At 76.4% G+C, this 23,017-nt stretch carries 28 protein-coding genes and 1 riboswitch; of the genes, 13 read left to right on the top strand and 15 right to left on the bottom strand.

Translation table 11 applies throughout. From position 1 onward, the window contains the following. The coding region (locus KMZ30_RS20305; RefSeq protein ID WP_215512587.1) for an integrase core domain-containing protein at positions 1-143 on the top strand (143 nt) is incomplete at its 5' end. A 198-nt stretch (positions 144-341) separates the two neighbouring features. On the opposite strand, the gene KMZ30_RS20300 is transcribed toward KMZ30_RS20305, so the two are convergent. Further along, positions 342-527, bottom strand: coding sequence for a hypothetical protein (locus tag KMZ30_RS20300; protein WP_215511358.1), 186 nt, complete (start codon positions 525-527; stop codon positions 342-344). Positions 528-711: 184 nt separating this feature from the next. Between KMZ30_RS20300 and KMZ30_RS20295 the strand changes: the two genes are divergently transcribed. Next, on the top strand, positions 712-879 hold the full coding sequence (locus KMZ30_RS20295; RefSeq protein ID WP_215511357.1) for a hypothetical protein: 168 nt from the start codon (positions 712-714) through the stop codon (positions 877-879). Between the two features lie 9 nt (positions 880-888). Here KMZ30_RS20295 and KMZ30_RS20290 read toward each other — a convergent pair whose 3' ends face one another. Further along, on the bottom strand, positions 889-1,740 hold the full coding sequence (locus KMZ30_RS20290; protein ID WP_215511356.1) for an ABC transporter substrate-binding protein: 852 nt from the start codon (positions 1,738-1,740) through the stop codon (positions 889-891). A gap of 58 nt (positions 1,741-1,798) precedes the next feature. Here KMZ30_RS20290 and KMZ30_RS20285 point away from each other — a divergent pair, with 58 nt between their 5' ends. Next, on the top strand, positions 1,799-2,380 hold the full coding sequence (locus KMZ30_RS20285; protein WP_215511355.1) for a GNAT family N-acetyltransferase: 582 nt from the start codon (positions 1,799-1,801) through the stop codon (positions 2,378-2,380). A gap of 202 nt (positions 2,381-2,582) precedes the next feature. Here the strand turns inward: KMZ30_RS20285 and KMZ30_RS20280 are convergent, their stop codons facing one another. Further along, positions 2,583-2,762, bottom strand: coding sequence for a hypothetical protein (locus KMZ30_RS20280; RefSeq protein ID WP_215511354.1), 180 nt, complete (start codon positions 2,760-2,762; stop codon positions 2,583-2,585). 258 nt (positions 2,763-3,020) lie between these two features. After that, on the bottom strand, positions 3,021-3,422 hold the full coding sequence (locus KMZ30_RS20275; RefSeq protein ID WP_215511353.1) for a LysM peptidoglycan-binding domain-containing protein: 402 nt from the start codon (positions 3,420-3,422) through the stop codon (positions 3,021-3,023). 250 nt (positions 3,423-3,672) lie between these two features. Between KMZ30_RS20275 and lexA the strand changes: the two genes are divergently transcribed. Further along, positions 3,673-4,389 carry a transcriptional repressor LexA gene (gene lexA / locus KMZ30_RS20270; RefSeq protein WP_215511352.1) on the top strand — a complete coding sequence of 239 codons (717 nt, stop codon included), beginning with the start codon at positions 3,673-3,675 and terminating at the stop codon, positions 4,387-4,389. Positions 4,390-4,401: 12 nt separating this feature from the next. Here lexA and KMZ30_RS20265 read toward each other — a convergent pair whose 3' ends face one another. Beyond that, a complete protein-coding gene (locus tag KMZ30_RS20265) occupies positions 4,402-5,370 on the bottom strand; it encodes a succinylglutamate desuccinylase/aspartoacylase family protein (protein ID WP_215511351.1) in 969 nt (322 codons plus the stop codon). Further along, positions 5,370-5,846, bottom strand: coding sequence for an ATP-dependent zinc protease family protein (locus tag KMZ30_RS20260; protein ID WP_215511350.1), 477 nt, complete (start codon positions 5,844-5,846; stop codon positions 5,370-5,372). Before KMZ30_RS20260 ends, KMZ30_RS20265 begins: the two co-directional genes overlap by 1 nt. 23 nt (positions 5,847-5,869) lie before the next feature. On the opposite strand from KMZ30_RS20260, the gene KMZ30_RS20255 reads away from it, so the two are divergent. Further along, entirely contained in the window at positions 5,870-7,069 is a 1,200-nt protein-coding gene (locus tag KMZ30_RS20255; protein ID WP_030528090.1) for a RimK family alpha-L-glutamate ligase, read from the top strand. Between the two features lie 9 nt (positions 7,070-7,078). Here KMZ30_RS20255 and KMZ30_RS20250 read toward each other — a convergent pair whose 3' ends face one another. Then, positions 7,079-7,588, bottom strand: a complete 510-nt coding sequence (locus tag KMZ30_RS20250) for a GNAT family N-acetyltransferase (protein WP_215511349.1) — start codon at positions 7,586-7,588, stop codon at positions 7,079-7,081. After that, entirely contained in the window at positions 7,585-8,559 is a 975-nt protein-coding gene (locus KMZ30_RS20245) for an NAD-dependent protein deacetylase (protein ID WP_215511348.1), read from the bottom strand. Before KMZ30_RS20245 ends, KMZ30_RS20250 begins: the two co-directional genes overlap by 4 nt. Positions 8,560-8,666: 107 nt before the next feature. Between KMZ30_RS20245 and KMZ30_RS20240 the strand changes: the two genes are divergently transcribed. After that, the gene (locus KMZ30_RS20240; protein ID WP_215511347.1) at positions 8,667-9,620 is read left to right on the top strand and encodes a LysR family transcriptional regulator; all 954 of its coding nucleotides are present in this window, start codon (positions 8,667-8,669) and stop codon (positions 9,618-9,620) included. Between the two features lie 7 nt (positions 9,621-9,627). Here the strand turns inward: KMZ30_RS20240 and KMZ30_RS20235 are convergent, their stop codons facing one another. The 5 genes from KMZ30_RS20235 to KMZ30_RS20215 form a co-directional block, all read right to left on the bottom strand. Then, positions 9,628-12,009: a ComEC/Rec2 family competence protein gene (locus KMZ30_RS20235; RefSeq protein ID WP_215511346.1), complete on the bottom strand. Its 2,382-nt coding sequence runs from the start codon at positions 12,007-12,009 to the stop codon at positions 9,628-9,630. Beyond that, on the bottom strand, positions 12,006-12,875 hold the full coding sequence (locus tag KMZ30_RS20230; RefSeq protein ID WP_215511345.1) for a ComEA family DNA-binding protein: 870 nt from the start codon (positions 12,873-12,875) through the stop codon (positions 12,006-12,008). The genes KMZ30_RS20235 and KMZ30_RS20230 overlap by 4 nt, the downstream gene beginning before the upstream one ends. A gap of 110 nt (positions 12,876-12,985) precedes the next feature. After that, positions 12,986-13,615 (bottom strand): glycerol-3-phosphate acyltransferase, encoded by a 630-nt coding sequence (locus tag KMZ30_RS20225; protein WP_215511344.1) that lies wholly within the window; start codon positions 13,613-13,615, stop codon positions 12,986-12,988. Then, on the bottom strand, positions 13,612-14,475 hold the full coding sequence (locus KMZ30_RS20220) for a DegV family protein (RefSeq protein ID WP_215511343.1): 864 nt from the start codon (positions 14,473-14,475) through the stop codon (positions 13,612-13,614). The genes KMZ30_RS20225 and KMZ30_RS20220 overlap by 4 nt, the downstream gene beginning before the upstream one ends. Before the next feature lie 10 nt (positions 14,476-14,485). Then, complete coding sequence (locus KMZ30_RS20215; protein WP_215511342.1) at positions 14,486-15,115, bottom strand: hypothetical protein; 630 nt, start codon at positions 15,113-15,115, stop codon at positions 14,486-14,488. A 35-nt stretch (positions 15,116-15,150) separates the two neighbouring features. Between KMZ30_RS20215 and KMZ30_RS22555 the strand changes: the two genes are divergently transcribed. Together KMZ30_RS22555 and KMZ30_RS20205 are read left to right on the top strand one after the other, a co-directional pair. Further along, complete coding sequence (locus tag KMZ30_RS22555) at positions 15,151-15,855, top strand: response regulator transcription factor (RefSeq protein ID WP_215511341.1); 705 nt, start codon at positions 15,151-15,153, stop codon at positions 15,853-15,855. After that, positions 15,855-17,147 carry a HAMP domain-containing sensor histidine kinase gene (locus tag KMZ30_RS20205; protein WP_215511340.1) on the top strand — a complete coding sequence of 431 codons (1,293 nt, stop codon included), beginning with the start codon at positions 15,855-15,857 and terminating at the stop codon, positions 17,145-17,147. The genes KMZ30_RS22555 and KMZ30_RS20205 overlap by 1 nt, the downstream gene beginning before the upstream one ends. A 34-nt stretch (positions 17,148-17,181) precedes the next feature. Here the strand turns inward: KMZ30_RS20205 and KMZ30_RS20200 are convergent, their stop codons facing one another. Beyond that, positions 17,182-17,640, bottom strand: coding sequence for a hypothetical protein (locus tag KMZ30_RS20200; RefSeq protein ID WP_215511339.1), 459 nt, complete (start codon positions 17,638-17,640; stop codon positions 17,182-17,184). 248 nt (positions 17,641-17,888) lie between these two features. Here KMZ30_RS20200 and KMZ30_RS20195 point away from each other — a divergent pair, with 248 nt between their 5' ends. From KMZ30_RS20195 to KMZ30_RS20175, 5 genes are read left to right on the top strand one after another with little or no spacing between them, the layout of a single operon-like run. Continuing rightward, positions 17,889-18,389: a hypothetical protein gene (locus KMZ30_RS20195; protein ID WP_215511338.1), complete on the top strand. Its 501-nt coding sequence runs from the start codon at positions 17,889-17,891 to the stop codon at positions 18,387-18,389. Beyond that, a complete protein-coding gene (locus KMZ30_RS20190) occupies positions 18,386-19,357 on the top strand; it encodes an FAD:protein FMN transferase (RefSeq protein WP_215511337.1) in 972 nt (323 codons plus the stop codon). Before KMZ30_RS20195 ends, KMZ30_RS20190 begins: the two co-directional genes overlap by 4 nt. After that, positions 19,354-19,959 carry a ferric reductase-like transmembrane domain-containing protein gene (locus KMZ30_RS20185; RefSeq protein WP_215511336.1) on the top strand — a complete coding sequence of 202 codons (606 nt, stop codon included), beginning with the start codon at positions 19,354-19,356 and terminating at the stop codon, positions 19,957-19,959. Before KMZ30_RS20190 ends, KMZ30_RS20185 begins: the two co-directional genes overlap by 4 nt. Next, positions 19,956-21,218 (top strand): NADH-ubiquinone oxidoreductase-F iron-sulfur binding region domain-containing protein, encoded by a 1,263-nt coding sequence (locus KMZ30_RS20180; protein WP_215511335.1) that lies wholly within the window; start codon positions 19,956-19,958, stop codon positions 21,216-21,218. The genes KMZ30_RS20185 and KMZ30_RS20180 overlap by 4 nt, the downstream gene beginning before the upstream one ends. Continuing rightward, on the top strand, positions 21,215-21,433 hold the full coding sequence (locus tag KMZ30_RS20175; protein ID WP_215511334.1) for a ferredoxin: 219 nt from the start codon (positions 21,215-21,217) through the stop codon (positions 21,431-21,433). The genes KMZ30_RS20180 and KMZ30_RS20175 overlap by 4 nt, the downstream gene beginning before the upstream one ends. A gap of 19 nt (positions 21,434-21,452) precedes the next feature. Here KMZ30_RS20175 and KMZ30_RS20170 read toward each other — a convergent pair whose 3' ends face one another. Next, positions 21,453-22,811 (bottom strand): aminotransferase class V-fold PLP-dependent enzyme, encoded by a 1,359-nt coding sequence (locus tag KMZ30_RS20170; RefSeq protein WP_215511333.1) that lies wholly within the window; start codon positions 22,809-22,811, stop codon positions 21,453-21,455. A 40-nt stretch (positions 22,812-22,851) separates the two neighbouring features. Further along, a riboswitch (SAM riboswitch) is annotated at positions 22,852-22,965 on the bottom strand. Positions 22,966-23,017: the final 52 nt, after the last annotated feature.

The raw sequence follows: 23,017 nt of genomic DNA, 5'->3' as shown, positions 1-23,017 counted from the left end.
CCGAATGGGCCTACCGGCAGGTCTTCACCAGCAACCAAGCCCGCGCCGACGCCCTTGCCCCCTGGCTCGAGCTGTACAACACTCAGCGACGCCACACCGCCCTCGGCGGACTCCCACCGACCAGCCGCCTGTCACCAACCTGATGGCCGGGTACAACTAGATGTTGTGGCTCATCGTGCCATCCGTGTGACCCGCGACGCAACAGGGGGAGCTCGAAGATCGGCCGTTCGGCTGTTTGCGCAGGTCAGCGGGGGTGCGGACCCCTCCGCGACGACGGTCCACGGCGTGTCGCACCACCACCAGTGGGACGGGTGTGACGCCTGAGGCACCAGATCTGGGGGTCACTCCCCCGGCGCGGCACCCTGGTGGACCAGCGCCGCGATGACGGCGCCGTGCCAGTCGTTCGGCCCCGCGCTCCCCCGCGCGCCGGCCCCGCAGCCGCACTCCCAGTGCCACCGGCCGCGGGCGTCGCACCCGACGACCGGGTGGTGGCTGCGGCGGGCGGTCCGCCGACGGGAGGTGCTCATGGCCCTCAGGAGGCCGCGGCGCGCGCGGTGATACGGGCATCGTCCGTTCGGCCAGGTCTGCACCGCCGAACACCCGGGACGCGCCGCCTTTGCCATTCCTTGACCAAATCCTGATGCGACCGTGGTGAATGTCAGGGAGAAGCCGGGGACGACGCGTCTGGGAGGACACGTGATGGGTTACACCATGGAAGGTCCTCTGGGCCGGTACACCGAGGGCGCGACCTCGCGCCGCGACCCGGGGCACGGCCCCGCCTCGCCGCTGCTCGACCTCCTCCTCGTCGGCGTCGCGGCGCTCGGGCGTCGCACCCAGGGCGCGCACGACGACGAGGACCACCGGCTGCGCCGCCACTGACCCCGGCGCTCACCCGCGCGGGTGCAGAAGGCCCGCCAGCTCCTCGACGCCGTCGACGAGCCGCGGCCCCGGCCGCGCCCACAGCCCGTCCGCGTCGACCGCGTGGACGGTGACGCCGTCGGGCAGCACCCCCGCGGCGACGAGCCCGTCGGCCTGGCGCTGCGCCCCCTCGCGGTCGTAACCACACGGCGCGACGACGACGACCTCCGGTGTGGATGCGGCGAGGTCCGCCCACCCGATGGCGACCGACCGCTCCCCCGCCGCCCCGAGGACGCACTCGCCCCCGGCCAGCTGCACCATCTCGGGGATCCAGTGCCCCGGCGCGAACGGCGGGTCGGTCCACTCGAGCACCGCGACGCGCGGCCGCCGGCGTCCGGCCACGCGGGCACGGACGGTGTCGAGGCGATGCCGCAGCGTCGCGACGAGGGCCGCGGCCTCCGCCTCGCGGCCGACCGCCGCCCCGACCGCGCCGATGGAGGCGAGCACCTCCTCGAGCGTGTGCGGGTCGACGGTGAGCACCTCGGCCCGGCAGCCGAGGTGGCGCAGCGCGGCGTCGACGGTCGAGACGTCGAGCGCGCAGACGGCGCAGAGGTCCTGGGTGACGACGAGGTCGGCGTCGAGGTCGGCGAGGGCGCCGGCGTCGAGGTGGTAGAGGTCCTCGCCGCGCTCGACGGCGGCCCGCACCGCGGCGTCGATCTCGCCGGGGGTCAGCCCCTCGGGCAGCGCGGAGGTCGAGACGACCCGGCGCGAGCGGGCCTCCGGCGGGACGTCGCACTCGAAGGTCACCCCGACGACGTCGTCACCCGCCCCGAGGGCGAAGAGGATCTCGGTGGCCGAGGGGATGAGACTGACGATGCGCACGCCCCGACCCTACGGAGCGCGGGTGGCGCGGTGTCGGTGCGCGGTGCTTGGCTGCGGCATGACCACCTGGGAGACCCACCCCGTGACGCCGGACCGCTTCGACGACTTCGCGGACGTGGTCAACCCCAACCGCCGGGCGACGCACTGCTGGTGCCTCTCGCACCGGCTGCGGCAGCGCGAGATCGACGAGTTCGGCGAGGGCAGCCGTGAGCAGGCCGCCCGCCGGCTCTGCGAGCGCGAGGTGCCCCCGGGGGTCGTCACCTACCGCGACGGCGTCCCGGTCGGGTGGTGCAACATCGGCGCGCGCAGCGACATCCCGCGCCTCGTGCACTCGACGAGGATCCACCCGGTCGACGACGTCCCGGTGTGGAGCATCGTCTGTGTCGTCGTCCGCGGCGGCCACCGGCGCCAGGGCGTGACGGCGCACCTCATCGAGGGCGCCGTGGCCTGGGCGGGGTCACAGGGGGCGCCGGCGGTCGAGGCGCACCCGGTCGACCCCGGCGAGCGGCGGATGGACCTGACGATGGCCTTCGTCGGGACACGGGCGATGTTCGCGCGGGCCGGCTTCGAGGAGGTCGGCGTCACCGACGCCACCGCGAGCGGGATGCCACGCCTCGTGATGCGCAAGGCCCTGGCCTAAGCCGGCGGGGGACGGCCGATCCCCCCACCCGGACCCGGTCGGGGGTCGGAGTGGGGGGACCTGCGATCCCCGACGGCGCGGGGCCGCGGCCTCCCTGCAGGCGACAGCCAGCGCCGCCCGCTCCGTCGTCGCGTCGGTGGAGAGCCAGCGACGACGAGGGGTGCGACCCGGGGACCCTCTGTGTATCCCCGGGCCGCACGTCTCATTCCCCGGGGCTCAGGCTGTGGTGCACGAGTGCCGCCGTGTAGGCACCGTGCCAGCCGCCCGAGGTGGCGGACCCGCGCGCTCCGCAGCCGCACGACCAGAGCCACCGGCCCTGGCCGCCGCACTGGACGACCGGGTGGTGGGTGAGGCGGTAGGAGCCGCGACGACGTGTCCGCATGTCATGAAGTCTGTTGGTGCACAGGAGGGTCGCGCAGCGCCGCACGCGACCGGCGGGCCGATGGGACCGGGAGGTCCGACGTCTCGGGGGATGCGACCTCCCCCGTTCGGCCGAGCGTGGCGCGTTGACAGCGGCCTGCCGGTGCACAGCACGGAGGGCGCCGTCTCTCCTGCACGGGAGACGACGCCCTCCGGCGTCCGAGTCGGGTCGAGGGACTCGGGGATCGTGGCGCGCCCGACCGGGCGCCCCCGCGGCGGCTCAGCCCGCGGGGACGACCAGCTGCTGGCCGGCGCGGACCTGGGCCGTGCTCAGGCCGTTGGCCAGCTGGATGGCGACGATGCCGTCGCTGATCGACATCGAGGGCAGCTCGCGGGCCGCGATCTCGGACAGTGTCTGGCCGGGCGAGACCGACACGGTGTGCGCGGGCTCGACCGCGCCGGCGCCCCCGAGGCCGCGCAGGCCGAGGACGGCCGTCAGCGCGAGCGTCGCGAGGACGAGCAGCACGAGGCGGCCGCGGCGGGTGATCCGCAGGGCCGGCTGCGCGGCGCGCGCCGCACGGCCTCCCTGGCCACCGCCCTCGAGGACGACCAGCCGCGGGCGGCGCGGCGGCACGGGGCGGGTGGGGCCGAGGTCGGTGGGGTCCCAGGCGATCGCGCTCATCATGTCCTCCATCCCGGCGGCCGGGGCCACCGTCGAACCGGTGTTCGATAGAACGTCTGTACGAGTTATAGCACGCACGTTCGAGGCGGACAAGACACGCGTCGAACACATGTTTGAGTTCGACGCCCGTCGCTCGTAGGATGTCCGCATGCAGATCAGACTGCATGTCACCACCGACAGACCGTCTGACCTGCGAAAACACCGGTCAGGCCCCCCGTCGGCACGGGGCGGCCGCAGCGAAGGGGTCGAGATGGCACGTCCGAGGAACGCCGACATCCACGAGATGCCCGACCGCGGCGACGGCGGGGACCTCACCCACCGCCAGCGCAAGATCCTCGAGGTCATCCGCAACGCCGTCGACCGGCACGGCTACCCGCCGAGCATGCGCGAGATCGGCGAGGCCGTCGGGCTCACCTCCCCCAGCTCGGTCGCCCACCAGCTCTCGGCGCTCGAGCGCAAGGGCTTCCTGCGGCGCGACCCCAACCGGCCACGCGCCATCGAGGTCGTCTCCCCCGACCGCCAGGGCTCCGGCTACCGCCGCCCCGAGCCCGACGAGGTGGTCGACGTCACCGGCGAGGGCGACGAGCGCCCCGAGGCCTCCTACGTCCCGGTCCTCGGCCGGATCGCCGCCGGTGTGCCGATCACCGCCGAGGAGGTCGTCGAGGACGTCTTCCCGCTGCCGAAGCAGATCGTCGGCGAGGGCAGCCTCTTCCTGCTCAAGGTCGTCGGCGACTCGATGGTCGACGCGGCCATCTGCGACGGCGACTGGGTCGTCGTCCGCCAGCAGCCCACCGCCGAGAACGGCGACATCGTCGCGGCGATGCTCGACAACGAGGCGACCGTCAAGACCTTCAAGCGGCGCGACGGCAAGGTCTGGCTCATGCCGCACAACCCGGCCTTCGAGCCGATCGACGGCGACCACGCGACGATCCTCGGCAAGGTCACCGCGGTCCTGCGCCGGGTCTGAGGCCGGCCGGCGTCAGTCCTCGACCTCGGCGATGTGGACGACCGCGTCGCCGGAGTTGACCAGCGGCGCCTCGGTGCGCCCGATGACAATGCCGGACCGGTCGGCGTGCACGAGGCGCACCCGCTTGCCGAGCGAGTCGAAGAGGCCGCCGAGGCGCGCCCCGCGCTCGACCCGCTCCCCCAGCGCGACCTCGAGGTGGAGCATGCCGGTGCCGCGCGCCCGCACCCAGCCGCTGCGGAACGAGACCGCCGAGGGCGCCGGCGGGTCCTCGGCGACCGGCTCGGTCATCCCGAGCGCGGCGAGCACGCGGCGCACGCCGAGCACGCCGGCGTCGACGGCCCAGCGGTCCATCCGCCACGCCTCGCCGGCCTCGTAGAGCAGGACGGTGGCGCCCCGCTCGCGGGCGGCGTACCGGAGCGAGCCGTCGCGCAGCCTGGCGTTGAGCATGACGGGGGCCGCGAAGGCCTCGGCGAGCGCGCGGGTGCGCGGGTCCTCGAGGTCGGCGCGCACCTGCGGGAGGTTGGTGCGCCGGTCCGAGCCGGTGTGCAGGTCGATGCCGACCTCGCACTTGTCGACGACCTCGGTCATGAACAGGTGGGCGATGCGCCCGGCGAGCGAGCCGCGCGGCGAGCCCGGGAAGGAGCGGTTGAGGTCGCGGCGGTCGGGCAGGTAACGCTGCCCCGCCGAGAAGCCGAGGACGTTGACGATGGGGACGGCGATCAGGGTGCCGCAGAACGTCTTCGGGTCGAGCCCGGCGACGACCTGTCGCACCACCTCGACCCCGACGGCCTCGTCGCCGTGGATGGCGGCGTCGACCCACACGGTCGGCCCCTCCTCGCGCCCGTGGACGACCCGGACGGGCAGCTCGACGTCGGCGCCGGTGACCAGGCGGGTGATCGGCAGCGACACCGACTGCGTGCGCCCGGCCCGCACGCGCACGTGGCCGATCTCGAACGAGGGGCGCAGGGGGCGCCGGGCCATCAGGCCTTCCCCCGGTTGCGCCGGCGCATCGCGAGCGGTGGGCGGCCGCCGAGGTAGGAGCGGCCGGGGTCGACGGCGAAGCCCTGGCGCAGCGCCTCGCGGCCGACGAGCATCCGGAAGCCCATCTCGTCGCGCCGCGCGAGCGTCATCTCGGCGGCGACCGTGCGGCCCATGAGGACGAGGTCCATCGCGACGACGAGCCGCTCCTCGGCGTGGCCGGAGGACGAGCGGACCTCGCGCACGTCGAGCACCGGGCACTCGCACTGGACGGCGTCGGCCTCGGAGCGCTGCCACGGCTGGATGCGGAAGCGGGCCCACCGCTCGCCGTCGCGCTCGAGGTCCTCGAGGTCGAAGGCGTGGATGGACGAGGACCGCGCGCCGGTGTCGAGCTTGGCCTTGACCCACGGCACGCCGATCGTCGGGAGGCTGACCCACTCGCGCCAGCCCGCGAGGGTGTAGGAATGGCTGTCCGTCATCCGTCCTCTCCCGTCGGGAAACCATGAAGCTCGCGATCCTCTCCCGCGCGCCTCGCTCGTACAGTACGCAGCGCCTGCGCACCGCCGCCCAGGACCGTGGCCACCAGGTCAAGGTCCTCAACACCCTCCGCTTCGGCATCGACCTGTCCGGGGACGAGCCGGACCTGCAGTTCCGGGGCAAGCGGCTCTCGACGTACGACGCGATCCTGCCGCGGATCGGCAACTCCATCACCTACTTCGGCACCGCCGTCGTGCGGCAGTTCGAGCAGATGGACGTCTACACGCCGAACACCTCGTGGGGCATCGCGAACTCGCGGGACAAGCTGCGCGCCACCCAGATCCTGTCGCGGCACAACATCGGGATGCCGCCGACGACCTTCGTCCGCGACCGTGCCGACGTCATCCCCGCCATCGAGCGCGTCGGCGGCGCGCCGGTGGTCATCAAGCTCCTCGAGGGCACCCAGGGCATCGGGGTCATCCTCGCCCCGGAGATGAAGACCGCCGAGGCCATCATCGAGACGCTGCAGTCGACGAAGCAGAACGTGCTCATCCAGCGGTTCGTCAAGGAGAGCAAGGGCCGCGACATCCGCGCGCTCGTCGTCGGCGACCGGGTCGTCGCCGCGATGCGCCGGGTGGCCAAGGGTGACGAGTTCCGGTCCAACGTGCACCGCGGCGGGTCGGTGGAGCCGGTCGAGCTCGACCCCGACTTCGAGCGCGCCGCCGTCCGCTCCGCGCAGATCATGGGCCTGCGGGTCGCCGGTGTCGACATGCTCGAGAGCGACGAGGGGCCGCAGGTCATGGAGGTCAACTCCTCCCCCGGCCTCGAGGGCATCGAGACCGCGACGAAGCTCGACGTCGCGGGCGCGATCATCGACCACATCGACAACCAGGTCGCCTTCCCCGAGATCGACGTGCGCCAGCGCCTCACCGTCTCGACGGGCTACGGCGTGGCGGAGATCGCGGTGCACGAGGCATCCGACCTCGTCGGGAAGTCGTTGGGCGACAGCGGTCTTCGTGAGCGTGACATCACCGCGCTGACGCTGCACCGCGGGACGATGGTCATCCCCAACCCCAACAGCCACCACGTGCTCGAGGCCGGCGACCGGATGCTCTGCTTCGGCAAGCTCGAGGAGATGCGCTCGATGATCCCGAGCCGCCGCCGGCGCACGCGCAAGGTCAAGCGCCTCCCGAAGGAGCCGATCCACGACGTGCGCCCCGAGTGACGCCGGCGCTCAGCGCCCGTCCGGGTGCGGGCGCTGCCAGAATGCGGTGTCGACGCGGCGCCCGAGCTTGAACCCGACCTCGCGGAGCGTGCCGACGTGCTCGAACCCGTGCGCGCGGTGCAGCGCCTCGCTCGCCGGGTTCGGCTGGGCGATGACGGCGACGCACGTGTGCACGCCGTCGGCGTCGACCCGCCGCAGCAGCTCGGCGTAGAGCCGGCGGCCGAGGCCCTGCCCGCGAGCGGCGTCGGCGAGGTAGACCGACACCTCGCGGGTGCCGTCGTACGCCGCGCGCGGCCGGTAGGTGCCCGAGAACGCGTAGCCGAGCACGTCGCCGTCGGGCGCGACGGCGACGAGGACGTGGTCACCGGGTCGGGTGGACGCGACGCGGTCGGCGTAGTGGTCGTCGGGGCGCGGTTCGAGGTCGAACGTGGCGACGGTGTGCCGGACGGCGTCGTTGTAGATGACGGCCATGCCTGGCAGGTCGGCCGGTGTGGCGGAACGGATCTCGGCCTCGGTCACGCGGCCGCCCCGTCGCGCAGCAGCTGCTCGAGCGTCGGGGCGAGGGGCGCGTCGACCCGCAGGGCCATGTGCTCGTCACCACGGGTCGGGCCCCGCGTCACGGCCGCCACGGGGATGCCCCGGCGCGCGGCGTGCCGGACGAACCGCAGCCCCGACATCACGGCGAGCGAGGAGCCGAGGACGAGCAGCGCGGGCGCGGCGTCGGTCAGCGCGAAGCAGGTGTCGACCCGCTCGCGCGGCACCGAGCCGCCGAAGAACACGACGTCGGGCTTGAGGGTGTCGGCGCCGCAGACGAGGCAGAGCGGCAGCCGGAAGCCGGCCACGGCGTCCTCGGGCAGGACGACGTCACCGTCCGGCCGGATCTGGCTGCTCACCTGCGAGCCGTCCGGCGCCTCGCCGCGCACCCGCTCCTCGAAGCCGGGGTTGGCGGCGGCCATCCGCGCCTGGAGCTCCTCGCGGCCGGTGCGGTCGTCGCAGGTCAGGCAGACGACCTCGGCGAGGGTGCCGTGAAGCTCGGTGACGTCGTGCGAGCCGGCCGCCTGGTGCAGGCCGTCGACGTTCTGGGTGATGACCGGGCCGAGCAGCCCCGCCTCCTGGAGCGCGGCGACGGCGTGGTGGCCGCGGTTGGGCTCGGCGCGCGAGAAGCGCTGCCAGCCGACGAACGAGCGCGCCCAGTACCGCTGCCGGTTCTCGCTCGAGGCGCAGAACTCGCCGTGCTGCATCGGCATCACCCGACGGGTGCCGTCGCGGCCCCGGTAGTCCGGGATGCCGGAGTCGGTGGACATCCCGGCCCCGGAGAGGACGAGGGTGCCGGGGTGCGCGCGCAGCAGGTCGGCGAGCCGCGCGACGGCGGCGGGCTCGCGGGCCTCGGGCGGCAGCGGCCGGGTCGCCCAGTCGGGGGTGCGGCCGACCTCGTCGCGCCCGGCGAGCCGCAGCGTCGCGCCGGGGGGCGCGCTGGGGGTCTCCGGCATGGCGCCAGTATCCCCCGCGCCGCCGACACCGCCCCGGGGAGCGGCCGCGGATGACGCCGCGTTGCGAGACCAGGCCGGTCGATAACGCCCGCTTATAGGATGAGCCCATGATCGACGCCGCCGGCCTCCGCGTCATGCGGGCCATCTCCGAGCAGGGCAGCTTCACCGCCGCCGCCGCCTCGCTGGGCTACACCCAGCCGGCCATCTCGCAGATGGTCCGCCGCCTCGAGCAGCGCACCGGCACGGTGCTCGTCGAGCGGGTCGGGCGCAACGTGCGGCTCACCGAGGCCGGCCGCGTGCTCGCCCGCCACGCCGGCCCGGTGCTCGCCGCGCTCGACGCCGCCGAGGAGGAGGTGGCGGCCATCGCCGGGCTGCGCAGCGGCCGGGTGCGGCTCATGGCCTTCCCGTCGGCCTCGGCGACCCTCGTGCCGCGGGCGCTCTCGCTCGTCAAGCAGCGCTTCCCCGACGTGCACATCACCTTCACCGAGGCCGAGCCGCCCGAGAGCATCGCCGCCCTGCGCGCCGGCGAGTGCGACCTCGCGATCGCCTTCTCCTACGAGGGCACCGACGCCACGCGCGGCGAGGAGGACCTCGACGCCTTCGTCGTCACCCCGCTGCTCGAGGACGAGGTGCGCCTCGCGATGCCGCGCGAGCACCCGGCGGCGCACGAGGCGACGGCCCACCTCGCCGAGCTCGCGCAGGAACCGTGGATCGCCGGCTGCCCGCGCTGCCGGGGGCACCTCGTCCAGCTCGCCGACGCCGCCGGGTTCCGGCCGGACGTCGCCTACGAGACCGAGGACTACGTCGCCGTCATGGGCTTGGTCGCCGAGGGGCTCGGCGTGGCGCTCATCCCCGACCTCATCCTGCGCACGGTCCACCACGACCAGGTCGTCGCGCTCCCGATGGAGCCCGCGTCGCGCCGGACCATCACGGCCCTGACGACCCCCGACCTCGGGCGCGTGCCGGCGGTCCGGGCCACGCTGGAGGCGCTCATTGAGAGCGCCGGGTCGCAGTCGACGGCGCCGACGGTCCGCCAGCCGGAGCCGACCTTCTCGATCTGACGCGCGGTCAGCGCGCGGTGACCACCCGCAGCCCGTCGCGCCGCTCGACGAGGGCGACGTCGCCACGCTGGTCGGTGCGGTAGACCGCCGAGCCCAGCCGCCGCAGCAGCGCGAGGTGCGCCGGCGTCGGGTGCCCGTAGTCGTTGTCGGCGCCGACGCTGACGACCGCGACGGGCGCACGGACGGCGGCCATCAGCCCCTCGTCGAGGTTGGCCGAGCCGTGGTGCGGCGTCTTGACGAGCTCGAACCCGCGGGCGGCCGCCGCCATCGCCGGGTCGCGGCGCAGGCGCAGCAGGAGGTCGTGCGCCGCCTCGCGCTCGACGTCGCCGAGGAGCAGCGCGTCGACATCGCCGGTGCGGGCCGCGAGCACGACGCTCGCGTTGTTGGGGACCGACCCCTCGGCGATGCGGCGCCACGGGCTCCAGACCACCGCGTCGACCTCCCCGAGCCGGACCCGGTCACCGGCGTGGAGGACGCCGACCGGGATGCCCGCCCCGGCCGCGGTGCGCCGGACGAGCGCAGCGGCCGACGCCGGCTCGGCGACCGGGCCGACGAGCACCTGCCGCACGGTGCGGCCGCGCAGGGCGCCGGCGAGCCCGTCGACGTGGTCGGCGTGGAAGTGCGTGAGGACCACCGCGTCGAGGGTCGTGACGTCGAGCCGGTCGAGGCAGCCGTCGACGAGGGCGGGGTCGGGCCCGACGTCGACGAGCACCCCGCGACCGGGCCCGCTGCGTAGGACGACGGCGTCGCCCTGGCCGACGTCGCATACGACGACCCGCCAGCCGTCGGGCGGCCACGTGACGATCCGGGTCGGCAGGAGGGCGGCCAGCGCGAGGAGCGCCACGCCAAGCACGGCCACCGGCCGGCGCGCGGCGCCGGCGACGAGAGCGCGACCCGTGAGGACGACGACGAGGAGCAGCCCGGCCAGCAGCAGCGCGCCCGGCGGCCCGTCCGGCCAGGGCAGCGTGCCGCCCGGCACCTCGGCGGTCGTCCGCGCGATGCGCGCGATGCCGGTCGTCGGCACCACCCCGACCCACGCGACGAGCTCGGCGCCGCGCGCCCACAAGAGCGAGACGAGGGACGCCGCCACCCCCGCGACGGTGGCCGGCGGGACGAGCGGTGCGGCGAGGAGGTTCGCGAGCACCCCGACGACGCTGACCGACCCCTGGAGCAGCACGACGACGGGGGCCGTCATCACCTGCGCGGCGACGGGGACGGCGAGCGCCGGCCCGAGCGGCGCGACGCGTCGGGGCAGCCGGCGCCCCACCGCCTCGCCCCACGGCCGCGTGAAGAGGAGCAGCCCGAGCGTCGCGAGCGTCGACAGGACGAAGCCGTACGAGCGGGCCAGCCAGGGGTCGAGGACGAGCACGAGGACGACCGCTCCCCCGAGCACCGGCAGCCCGGCCGAGCGCCGCGACCGGCTGAGCCCGAGCAGCCCGATCGCCCCCATCGCGGCCGCGCGCACGACGCTCGGCTCCGGTCGGGCGAGGACGACGAAGCCCGCGAGGGCCAGCCCGGCGAGCACCGGCCGGAGGCGGCGCGGCACGCCGACCACGGCGCACAGGCCGAGGACGAGGCCGGTGACCACGGCGACGTTGCTGCCGGAGACGGCGGTCAGGTGGGTCATCCCGGTGGCGCGCATCGCCTCGGTGAGGTCCGGCGGGGTGCGGCTCGTGTCGCCGATGACGAGGCCGGGCAGCAGGCCGCGCGCGTCGGCCGGCGCGCCGTCGACGGCCCGGCGCAGCCCGGCGCGCAGCCGCTCGGCGCCCCGAGCGACGACACCCGGGGGCGCGAGCGACACCGGCCGCCCGGACACGGCGAGCGTCGCGACCCGGTCGTCGGCCGGGTCCATCGGCCCCAGCCGGCCGCGGACCCGGACCGTCTCGTGCCAGCGCGGGCCGAGGAGCACCTCGCCCCCGACGAGGAGGACGGGCGCCGACGTCGTGGCCGTCCTCCCGCGACCGGTCAGCCGCTGCACGGTGCCGGCGCGGACGAATCGTGCCGACCCGTCGCGCGCGGCCACCCGGACCGCCTCGCCCGTGACGAGCACGTCGGCGGTGACCACCGCCCGGCCGGCGGCGAGCTCGCGCACGCCGCCCCGCTCGCGCACGACCGTCGCCGCGACCGCCGACACCTGCAGCAGCGCGACGAGGACGACGGCGAGCGTGACCGGCCACCGCCACGTCGCCGCACGCCCGCTCGGCCGGCGAACGGCCCGCACCCACGCGTGGAGGGTCAGACAGGCCGCGAGCGCGACGCCGACCACCACCAGCCGTGCGCCCCAGCCGAACCCGAGCGTCACGGCGGCCACCGCCCACGCGAGGACGGCGGGGCCGAGCAGCCGCACGTCCCCCGCCTCGACCGTGCGGCGGGTCGGAGCCGCGGTCACGGCACGACCAGCGGGCGCAGCTGCTCGAGCAGCTTCTCGCCGATGCCGCTCACCTCGGCGAGCTCGTCGACGCTCGAGAACCGGCCGTGCGCGGTGCGCCAGTCGACGATCCGCTGGGCGAGCACCGGCCCGATGCCCGGCAGCCCGTCGAGCGTGCCGACGTCGGCCGTGCTCAACGAGACCGGGACGGCCGGAGCGCCCGACGCGCCCCCGCTCCCGCCACCACCTCCCGGCGCGGTGGGCGGGGCGACCGGGGTCTCCCCCTCGGCCGGCACCCTCACCTGCTCGCCGTCGACCAGCACGCGCGCGAGGTTGACGGCCGAGAGGTCCGCGCCACCCGTCGCACCGCCGGCGGCGTCGACCGCGTCGGCCACCCGGGAGCCGGCCGGCAGGGACCGCACCCCCGGGCGGCGGACGCGGCCGACGACGTGCACGACGACATCGCCGGACGGCGACGGCGACGTGGAGGACGTCGACGACGCGGACGCGGTCGGCACCCCGACGTCGACGGCCCCCGCCGTCACCCCGACCGGGCCGGCGCGCGCACCGCCCCCGGGCGCGACGACGTCGCCGTCCGACCCCGCGCTCGCGACGCGCAGCCCGAGGACGAGCGCCGCGAGCAGCGCGAGGACGACGACACCGAGCACGGCCGAGCGCCCCGGCTGCCAGCGCGCGTCCTGCAGGGTCGTGGGCAGCCGGACCCGCCGCCGGTCCTCGTCACGGTCGCCGTCCTCGTCGGCCCCCGGCTCGTCGTCGGCGTCGGTCGCGCTCGGCGCCTGCGGCACCCATCCCGCCGACCGGGAGCGGGAGCGCAGCCAGGCGCTCGCCCGGGGCGAGAGGGCGTCGGGGTCGGGGCGCTGGCGCATCCCCCGACGCTAGGCAGCCCGCGCTCCCGCGGCACCGGGCCGCCGTCGATCTGTGGACGACGGAGCGCGCCCGGCCCGCCTGTGGACGACCGCCCGCCGGGCGCCGGGCGTCAGCGGGCCCGACGCCCCCGGACCCGACCCCACGCCGCGCGCATGTTGCGCCGGTGCCGGGCGAGCACGAGCACCGACACCAGGACGAGCCACACCCCCTCGCCGCGCGCCAGCCCGACCGTGCCCGTCGCCGCGAGCCCTCCCGCGGCGAGCGCGCCGAGGAGCGCGAGGAAGCCGGTCGCGACGACCGAGGCCTCCCCCACCCGCCGCAGGGCGACGAGGGCCACGACGAACACGAGCACCGCCGCGAGGGCCACCCACGGCGCCACCGCGAGGAGGCCGCCGAGCGCGCTCGCCACGCCCTTGCCGCCGCGCCCGCCGAGGAACGGGCTGTAGACGTGCCCGAGGACGACGGCCCCCGCGACGACGAGGGCCGGCAGCGTGCCGCTCCACAGCAGCACGAGGAGCGTGGGGACGAAGGCCTTGAGGACGTCGAGGACGAGGACCAGCGCGCCCCACCGCCGGCCGAGCACGCGCCCGGCGTTCGTCGCGCCGGGGTTGCCCGACCCGGCGTGCCGGAGGTCGGCCCCGAGCGCCCGCGCCACGACCGTCGCGACGTTGGCCGACCCGACGAGGAACCCCAGTACCGCGAGCGCGACGAGCAGCAGCGGGCCGCCGAGCCCGGTCATCCGCCGACGCGGGGCACGACGGCGACGGCCAGCGTCCCCGGGCCGACGTGCGCCCCGACGACCGCCCCGAGCTCGACGACGCGCACAACCGCGGCGGGCACCCGCGCCCGCAGCCGCCCCGCGAGGCTCTCGGCGCGCTCGGCGGAGTCGAGGTGGTGCACCGCGAGGTCGACCCCCGGCGCACCCGACGTCTCGGCCGCCTCCGCCGCCTCGACGGCGATCTCCTCGAGGCGGGCGATGGCCCGGCTCGACGTCCGTACCCGCTCCAGCGGGACGATGTGGCCCTCGCGCAGCCCGAGGATCGGCTTGATGGACAGCGCGGACCCCACGAGTGCGCCGGCCCGCCCGATCCGCCCGCCGCGTCGCAGGTACTCGAGCGTGTCGACGTAGAAGACGACGCTCGCGCCCTCGCAGGTCCGCCGCACGACGTCGGCGACCTCCTCGAGCGACGCGCCGCCGACGGCCGCCCGCGCGCCGGCCAGCACGGCCTCCCCCATGACCATCCCGAGGGCGCGCGAGTCGACGACCGTCACCGGCACCGGCGAGGCCTCCGCCGCGAGCCCGGCCCCGGCGACGGTGCTCGACAGCTCCCCGGACAGGTGCACCGACACGATGCCGTCGGCGCCGTCGCGGGCCGCGGCCTTGTAGGCCTCGGCGAACGCGGCCGGGGCCGGGCGCGAGGTCGAGACGGGGGTGAACGAGTGCAGGGCGGCCGCCACCTCGTCCGAGCGCACGTCGACGCCCTCGCGGTGCTCGCGCCCGCCGATGACGACGTGGAGCGGCACGACGCGCACCGGCAGCCCCTCGAGGTCGGCCGGCGAGAGGTAGGCGGTGGAGTCGGTGACGATCGCGGTGGTCACCCTGCGCAGGCTAGTGCGACCGGCGGGTGGGGGCACCGTCGACGCAGACGACGGCCAGCTCGACCTCGTCGTCGGCGTCGCCCTCGGTCTCACCGGGCTCGTCCTCGGACCCCTCGCCGCCGGCCCGCGCGAAGTGCACCTCGAGGCGGCCCCGCTCGACCTGGTCCTCGAAGCGCCACCCGTCGCGGGCGGTGATCGACTCGCGGCGGACCGTCGAGCCCGTGCACGACGCGACGACGGTGCCGGCGACCGTCGTGAACGACGCCGTGCGGGTCTGCGGGGCGGGGGGCCGGGGCGGGCTCGTGGTGCCCGCCGGCGAGGGGGTTCGGGCGGGTGTCGACGTCCGGGTCGGCGTGGAGGCCGGAGCGGAGGACGAGGGCTGCGCGGACGGGTCCTCGGAGGGCTCCGGCTCCTCGGACCCGTCAGGAGTGGGAGGGTCGGATGCCGTTGTGCGCGAGGGCCGGTCGGAGCGCGAGGCCGAGGGCTCGGGGACGGCGGCGGCGACGGACCGCAGCGCGGACGCCTGCCCCACCTCGTCGCCCGCGCGCGACACGACGGCGAACGTCGCTCCCCCGACGACGAGGACGACGAGGACCCAGCCCGTGACCATCACCACCAGCTGGCGTCGTGTGGTGCCCACGCGCGTCACCCCGTCCCTGCTCTACCGTGCACACTGTGGCACACGTGCTCGTCATCGAGGACGACCCCTCGATCCGCTCCTCGCTCGTCCGGTCGCTCGGCGACCGGGGGCACGCCGTCTCCAGCGCCCGCGCCGGCCTCGACGGACTCCAGCAGGCCCTCGCCGACGAGCCCGACGTCGTCCTGCTCGACCTCGGGCTGCCCGACCTCGACGGCCACAGCCTCCTGACGATGCTGCGGGCCGTGCGGCAGACGCCGGTCATCGTCGTCACCGCCCGCGACGACGACCCGTCGGTCGTGCGGGCCCTCGACGCCGGCGCCGACGACTACGTCGTCAAGCCCTTCGGGATGGACCAGCTCGAGGCGCGGATGCGGGCGGTCCTGCGGCGCACCGGGAGCGACCCCGGCGAGGCCGTCCTCGAGGTCGGCGAGCTGACGATCGACCCGGCCTCGCGCGAGGTGACCCTGCGCGGCGAGCAGCTGGAGCTCTCGCGCCGCGAGTTCGACCTGCTGCACTACCTCGCCCAGCACGCCGGGGAGGTCGTCAGCAAGCGCGACGTCCTGGCCGACGTCTGGAACCAGCCCTACGGAGGCGGCGAGCGCACGGTCGACGTCCACCTGTCGTGGCTGCGGCGCAAGCTCGGCGAGAGCGCGGCTCATCCCGGGTACCTGCAAAGCGTCCGCGGGGTGGGCATCCGGCTCGCGGCCCCGGCCGACGCCCCCGCGCCCGACGAGGGCTGATGACCCGCCGCATCGCGTGGCTCGTCGCCGCGACGACGTCGGCCGTCGTCGTCGCGTTCGTCGTGCCGCTGTGCTTCCTCGTGGCGAACATCGCCTCGGACCGCGCGACGACCCGCGCGCGCGAGCAGGCGCAGAGCGTCGCCCGCCTCGTCGCGACCCTCGCGGACCCGGCCACGTTGCAGCGCACCGTCGCCGACGTCTCGGCGCAGGGGCCGCGCGTCGTCGTCGTCGAGCCGGACGGCGGGCTCGTCGGCGAGGACTCGCTCGCCGCGGGCACGAGCATCGCGTCGGTCGAGCGCGCCCGGCAGCAGAAGGCGGCCTTCACCGTCGCCCGCGAGGGCGGCCTCGACGCGCTGGCCCCCGTGGCGACCGACGGCGGGCTCGACGTCGTCGTCGCCAGCGTCACCGACGACGAGCTGCGCGCGGGCGTGCCGGAGGCCTGGCTGACCATCGGCGCGCTCGGCGTCGTGCTCGTGGGGCTCTCGGTGGCGGCGGCGTGGAACCTCGGACGGCGGGTCAGCGTGCCCGTCGTCGAGGTGGCCGAGGTCGCGCACCGGCTGCGCGAGGGCGACGCGAGCGCCCGCGCCGTGCCCGGCGGACCGCCCGAGACGGCCGAGCTGGGCCGGGCCCTCAACGCGCTGGCCGACCGCATCGACGACCTGGTCGGCGCCGAGCGGGAGGTCGTCGCCGACCTCGGGCACCGCCTGCGCACCCCGGTCACGGCGCTGCGGCTCGACACCGACCTCGTGGCCGACCCCGAGGTCGCGCAGCGCCTGCGCGTGCACGTCGAGCACCTGCAGCGCAGCATCGACGACGTCGTGCGCGAGGCCCGGCGCTCGGTGAGCGCCGAGCTCGACCCGCGGACGTCGCCCGGGCCGGTCGTCGCCGCGCGCGTCGCGTTCTGGGAGCCGCTCGCCGACGACCAGGGACGCCGGCTGGAGCTGGTCGACGCCGGCGGCACCGCCCCGGTCCGGATGGCCGACGGCGACCTCGCGGAGCTCGTCGACACGTTGCTGGACAACGTGTTCGCCCACACACCGGAGGGAGCCGACGTCCGGGTCTCGGTCGCTCGCGAGGGCACCGACCGGGTGCTCGTCGCCGTCGAGGACGCCGGGCCCGGGATGCCCCTGCCCTGGCGTGGCCGGGGGCACAGCGCCGGCGGCTCGACCGGTCTCGGCCTCGCCATCGTCCACCGGCTCGCGGAGCAGGCCGGCGGCGAGGTGGAGCTCGGCCGCTCCGACCTCGGCGGCCTGCGCGTCACGGTGGCCCTGCCCACCGCCGAGCGCGCCTGACCCGCGCGTCCCTCCCGCCGGGAGGGGACGCGGCTCAGTCGTCGTCGTGCTCGCCGCCGTGGTCCTCGTCGCCGTGGTCCTCGTGCTCGTCGCCGTGGTCCTCGCCCTCGTCCTCGTGCTCGTCGTCCCCGTCGTCGTCGCCGGCGGTGGGGCCGGTCGTCGGGGCGTGGGTCGCGGCGGGGCGCTGCACCGGACCGGTCGTCGGCGCGCTCGTGCGCTGCGACACGGTCCGGGCGGGGGCGGCGGCCACCACGCGGGCCGGCAGGGTGATCGTCGGGCCGGGGACGTGCGTGACGCAGACGCCGTGCTCCAGCTTCGCCGGCTTCGTGCAGCCGGCGAGGTGGGTGACGGTCGGCGTCGGGACCGGCGGGTAGGACGGGGCGACCTTGACGGTCGCGGCGACCTGGTCCGACGGCGCCGTCGCGGCGTACACGCCGACGGCCAGGAGGCCGCCGACGAGGGTGCCGGTCGCGATGGTGGTCGTGAGGGACACGGGGGACCTCCGGGGCAGGGTGCGGAGCGCGGGCACAGCAGGTGCTGCGTCGCCCATCGTCCTCCCGCGCGCGTCAAGCCCGGGTCGTCCGTGGGATAAGAGCGGGTTAAGGGAGGATCCCGGGCATCGGCCGGACGGCCACATGACCCTCCCTTAACACCGGGATGACCCCGCCTTGCGCCGGGCTGCGGGATCGTGGAGGGCAGCGAGACACCCTGCCCCCGCTCGACACCCCGAGGAGTCCCCCGGTGAAACCCCTGCTCAGCCGCGGACAGCGCGACCGGTCGCGTGCCCTCCTCACGGTGTTCAGCGGAGCGCTCGCGACCGCCGCGGTCGCGGCGACCGGTGCAGCGACCGCGGCCGTGGCGCGCGAGACCGCCGCCGCCGACGCCGTCAAGGCGCAGCACCAGGCCGAGGCCGACGCCAAGGCGGCCCAGGAGTACCACGACCAGCTCGTCGCCTGGGCGAAGGACCACCCCGTCGTCGTCGAGAAGAAGCGCAAGCACAAGAAGGTCGTCGGCAGGACGACGGTCGTCCGCGCCGCGGCCTCCGGCAGCGCCCGGGTCGGCGGCGGCTGGAGCGCCCCCTCGGGCGGCGGCTCCTCCTCCTCGGGCGGCGGCTCCTCCTCTTCGGGTGGCGGCGGCTCGTCCTCCGGTGGCGGCTCGTCCTCGGGTGGCGGCTCCTCCGCTCCGGCGCCCGCGCCGGCTCCCCCGCCCCCGCCGCCGCCCCCGCCGAGCACCGGGTCATGACCGCGGTGGAGGTGCCGGACACCCTCCGCCTCCACCCCGAGCACGGGGCGGCCACGTGGCGGGCCCTCGGCACGTACGTCGACGTCCGCACGACGCCGGACGCAATGGACGCGGTCGTCGACCTCGTGGCCGGTGTGCTGGACGAGGTGGACGGGACGTGCAGCCGCTTCCGCGCCGACAGCGACCTCTCGCTGGCCAACGCGAGCCCCGGCCGTCCCGTCGTCGTCTCCCCCGTCCTCGCCGGGGCCGTGCGCGTCGCCCTCGAGGCCGCCCGCGAGACCGACGGGCTGGTCGACCCCACCCTCGGCGAGGTCCTCATCGGCGCGGGCTACGACCGCACCTACGCCCTCGTCCCCGGTGACGACCCGAGCCCGGCCTCGCTGCCGACGCGCCCCGGCTCGTGGCGGGACGTCCACGTCGACGACACGACCGTCACGGTGCCGCCGGGGGCCTCGCTCGACCTCGGCGCCACCGGCAAGGCCTGGGCGGCCGACCTCGCCGCCCTCACCGTCGTCGAGCGCCTCGAGGTCCCCGTCCTCGTGAGCGTCGGCGGCGACGTCCGCGTGCACGCGCCGAACGACCTCCCGCCGTCCACGCAGCCGGTCCGCCTGGGGCACAGCCTCGCCGACCTCGAGGCCGGTGGCGACGAGCTCGTCGTCCACGTCGGGCCCGGTGGCCTCGCAACCTCCAGCGTCTCGGCGCGGCGCTGGCGCCGCGGCGGCCGGCAGTGGCACCACATCGTCGACCCTCGCTCCGGCGCCCCGGCCGGCGGACCCTGGCGCACCGTCACCGCGCTCGGCGCCACCGCGTGCGCCGCCAACACCGCCTCGACGGCCGCCGTCGTCCTCGGCGAGGACGCCGAGGGCTGGCTCGCCGACCACGCCGTCGCCGCCCGGCTCGTCGCCCACGACGGCACCGTCACCACCACGCCCGCCTGGCGGGCCGCCCACCTGGAGGACCCCCGATGACCTCGCCGCTGCTCTGGTACCTCAACCGCGGCACCGGGATCGTGCTCGTCGTCGTCTTCACGCTGACCGTCGTGCTCGGCGTGCTCGCGACCGGCCGGTCGGTGTCGCGGTGGTGGCCGCGATTCGTCACGCAGGGGCTGCACCGCGGCCTCGCCGCCGTCTCCGTCCTGCTGCTCCTCGCGCACGCGGTCGTCGCGGTCGTCGACGAGTTCGTCGACATCCGGTGGTGGCAGGCGGTCGTCCCGTTCGGCGCCACGTACGAGCCGCTCTGGCTCGGCCTCGGGACGCTCGCCCTCGACCTCACCGTCGTCGTCGTCGCGACCTCGCTGGCCCGCTCCCGCCTGCCCCACCGGCTCTGGTTCGTCCTGCACCTCACGACGTACGCGGCGTGGGTCGCCGGCGTCGTCCACGGCCTCGGCATCGGCACCGACGCCGCCCTCGGGTGGTCGGTCGCCATCACCGCCGCCTGCGTCGCGGCCGTCGTCGTCGCCGTCCTCGGGCGCGTCGTCGCCGTCCTGCTCGCGCGGCGCCGGAGCCGCGGCGAGCGCCGGGTCGCCCCCTCCCCCGTCCGCACCCTCACCGTCGACGGGGGCCGTCGATGACCATCCGTCCGCCGGCCCGCGTCCACGTCCGCCCCGGGCCGCTCCTGCTCTCGGGCGTCGACGACGGCCTCTCGCTGCGCGCCCACCGCGCGCGCTTCGGTGACCTGCCGCGGCTCGACCTCGACGCGGTCGTCGGGCTCGCCGAGTCCGGGTCGGTCCGTGGGCGCGGCGGCGCCGGCTTCCCGCTGGCGCGCAAGCTGCGCACCGTCGCCGACGGACGCGGCCTGCGCCCGTCGCGGCGCCCGGTCCTCGTCGTCAACGCGGCCGAGGGCGAGCCCGCGAGCGCCAAGGACGAGGCGCTGCTCGGCATCGTCCCGCACCTCGTCCTCGACGGCGCGGAGCTCGCGGCCCGGGCGCTCGGCGCGCGCCGGGTGCACGTGGTCACCTCCGAGGACCGTCCCCTCATCGGCCGGGCCGTGCTCGACGCCGTCGGCGAGCGCGGCGACTCGCGCGTCACGTGGACCACCCACGTCGCCGAGGGACGCTTCGTCGCCGGTCAGGCGCGCGCCGTCCTCGAGCTGATGGCCGGCCGCCCCGGGCTGCCGGTCACCGCGTGGGCGCCCGAGGCCGTCGACGGCCACAAGGGCCGGCCGACGCTGCTGTCCAACGCCGAGTCGTGGGCTCACCTGGCCGCGGCCGCGCTCGTCGGCCCCCGCCGGTACGCCGAGCTCGGCACCGCCGACGAGCCGGGCACGACGCTCCTCACCCTGACCCGGCCCGCCGACCACCGCGGCCGCATCGACGTCGCGACGGTCGTCGAGGTCGAGCACGGGGCCCGCGCGTGGCAGGTGCTCGACGCCGCCGCCCTCGCCGCGCCGCTGCTCGTCGGCGGCTTCCACGGGGCGTGGCTGCACCCGCGCGACCTGCCCTCCCTCACGTGGTCGCAGGCGCACCTGCGCTCGCTCGGGGCGAGCCTCGGCGCCGGTGCCGTCGTCTCGCTCGCCGACGGGTCGTGCCCGGTGGCGCGCACCGCGCAGTGGACGAGCTACCTCGCCGACGAGACCGCCGGCCGTTGCGGCCCCTGCCGCAACGGGCTGCCCGCCCTCGCCGAGGAGATGCGCGGGCTCGCCGAGGGCGCCGACACCCGACGCCGGGTGCAGGAGCTGACCGGCCTCGTGACCGGGCGCGGTGCCTGCGCCCACCCGGACGGCACCTCGCGGCTCGTCCGCAGCCTCCTGACGACGCTCGCCGACCGCGTGGACGAGCACCTGGTCGGCGCGTGCGGCTGCACGGCCGACGTCCCGGTGAGGGTCGCATGAGCGCCCCGACGCCGGAGGGCGGCCACGAGCTGCGGGTCGACTGGCCCGACTGCCGCGCCCGCGGGCTGTGCGCCGAGCTGCTGCCCGAGCGGATCGCGCTCGACGAGTGGGGCTACCCGGTCGTCCTCGGTCCGGTCGCCGAGGACCAGCTGACCCTCGCGCGCGAGGCGGTCACGGCCTGCCCGCGGCGCGCGCTGCACCTCGTGCGCCGCTGAGCCGCACCCGGACCCCTGCTCACCAGGGCAGCGACACGTCGAGGTCGCGCGGGTCGTCGGCCGGCACCCAGCCCCGCCCCGGCTCCTCGACGTACGCGACGCCCGGCCCGTCCGCCGCGAGCGCGGCCACGGCGGCGAGCAGCCGCTCGACGTGCTCGTCGGTCGTCGCGAGGCCGGCGCTCGCCCGGACCGCCGTCACCGCGCCGTCGCCGTCCCGGGCCAGGAGCGCGTCGACGAGCCGGTGCGCGCAGAACTTGCCCGCGCGCACCCCGATGCCGTGCTCGGCGGACAGCGCCGCCGCGACGAGGTGGCTGTCGAGGCCGTCGACGGTGAAGGCCGCGACGGGAACCCGCGGGTGGTCGGCGCCGAAGAGCGAGTGCACGCGCACACCGGGGATGCCCGCGAGCCCCTCGAGCAGCCGGGCCCCGAGCCGCGCCTCGTGCGCCTCGACCGCGGCCCGGTGGGTGCGCAGCGCCGCGCACGCGGCGGCGAGCGCCACTGCCCCGAGCACGTTGGGGCTGCCGCCCTCGTGGCGCGCCGCGCCCGTGGCCCACGTGACGCCCTCCGCCGAGACCGCCGCGCTGGCCCCTCCACCAGCGAGGTGGGGCTCGGCGGCGTCGAGCCAGTCGGCCCGCCCGACGAGTGCGCCGGCGCCGTGGGGGGCGTGCAGCTTGTGCCCCGAGAACGCGACCCAGTCGACGTCGAGCGCGGAGAGGTCGACCGGCCGGTGCGCGACGAGCTGCGCGGCGTCGAGGAACACCCGGGCGCCGTGCCGGCGGGCGACGGCGACGAGGCGCTCGACCGGCCAGAGCTCGCCGGTCACGTTCGACGCACCGGTGACGACGACGAGCGGGGTCGGCCCGCCCGCGAGGCCGGCGAGTGTCGACTCGAGGCGGCCGAGCGCCTCCTCCGGCGAGGCGGGCACCGGGAGCCGGTGCGTGGAGGCGGCCGGCCACGGCAGCAGCGAGGCGTGGTGCTCGGTGTCGAACACGACGACCGGCGTCTGCGGCGGCAGCGCGCGGGCGAGCAGGTTGGTCGCCTCGGTCGTGGTGCGCACGAGGACGACGAGGTCGTCGGCGCGGGCCCCGACGAAGCGCGCGACCTCGTCACGGGCGGCCTCGTAGTGGGCGCTCGTCACCCGCGAGAGCCATCCGGTGCCGCGGTGCACCGAGCTGTAGGTGCGGGTGGCCGTCGCGACCGCACGGACCACCGACTCGAGCGCCGGGGTGGAGGCGGCGTGGTCGAGCTGGGCGTACTCGACGAGCGACCCGGACACGACGGGCACCGGGTCGGGCGCGACGACGGCGGGCAGGGACCGGGTCAGCAGGGAGGGGCCGGCGTGGCCGGCGGCGACGAGGGCGGTGTGGTGCGTGGACATCGGGGCTCCTGAGGGCCTCGTGGACCCTCGGGACACCCGGGATCCGCGCTTGCCGACGCCGCTGCGGCGCCGACCAGGTCGTCACCCGGGGCACCCCACCGCGGAGGAGGGTTGCCGGCCAGCGAGCCGGGGCTTGTCACTGGCACTCATGACCTACGCCGACGAGTGTGACGAACGCGTCCGCGGCGCGTCATCCCGGGTCCACG

The organism is Phycicoccus mangrovi (genome assembly GCF_018729305.1).
Taxonomy (GTDB): domain Bacteria; phylum Actinomycetota; class Actinomycetes; order Actinomycetales; family Dermatophilaceae; genus Phycicoccus; species Phycicoccus jejuensis.
This window is presented reverse-complemented; position numbering and strand designations above follow the sequence as displayed.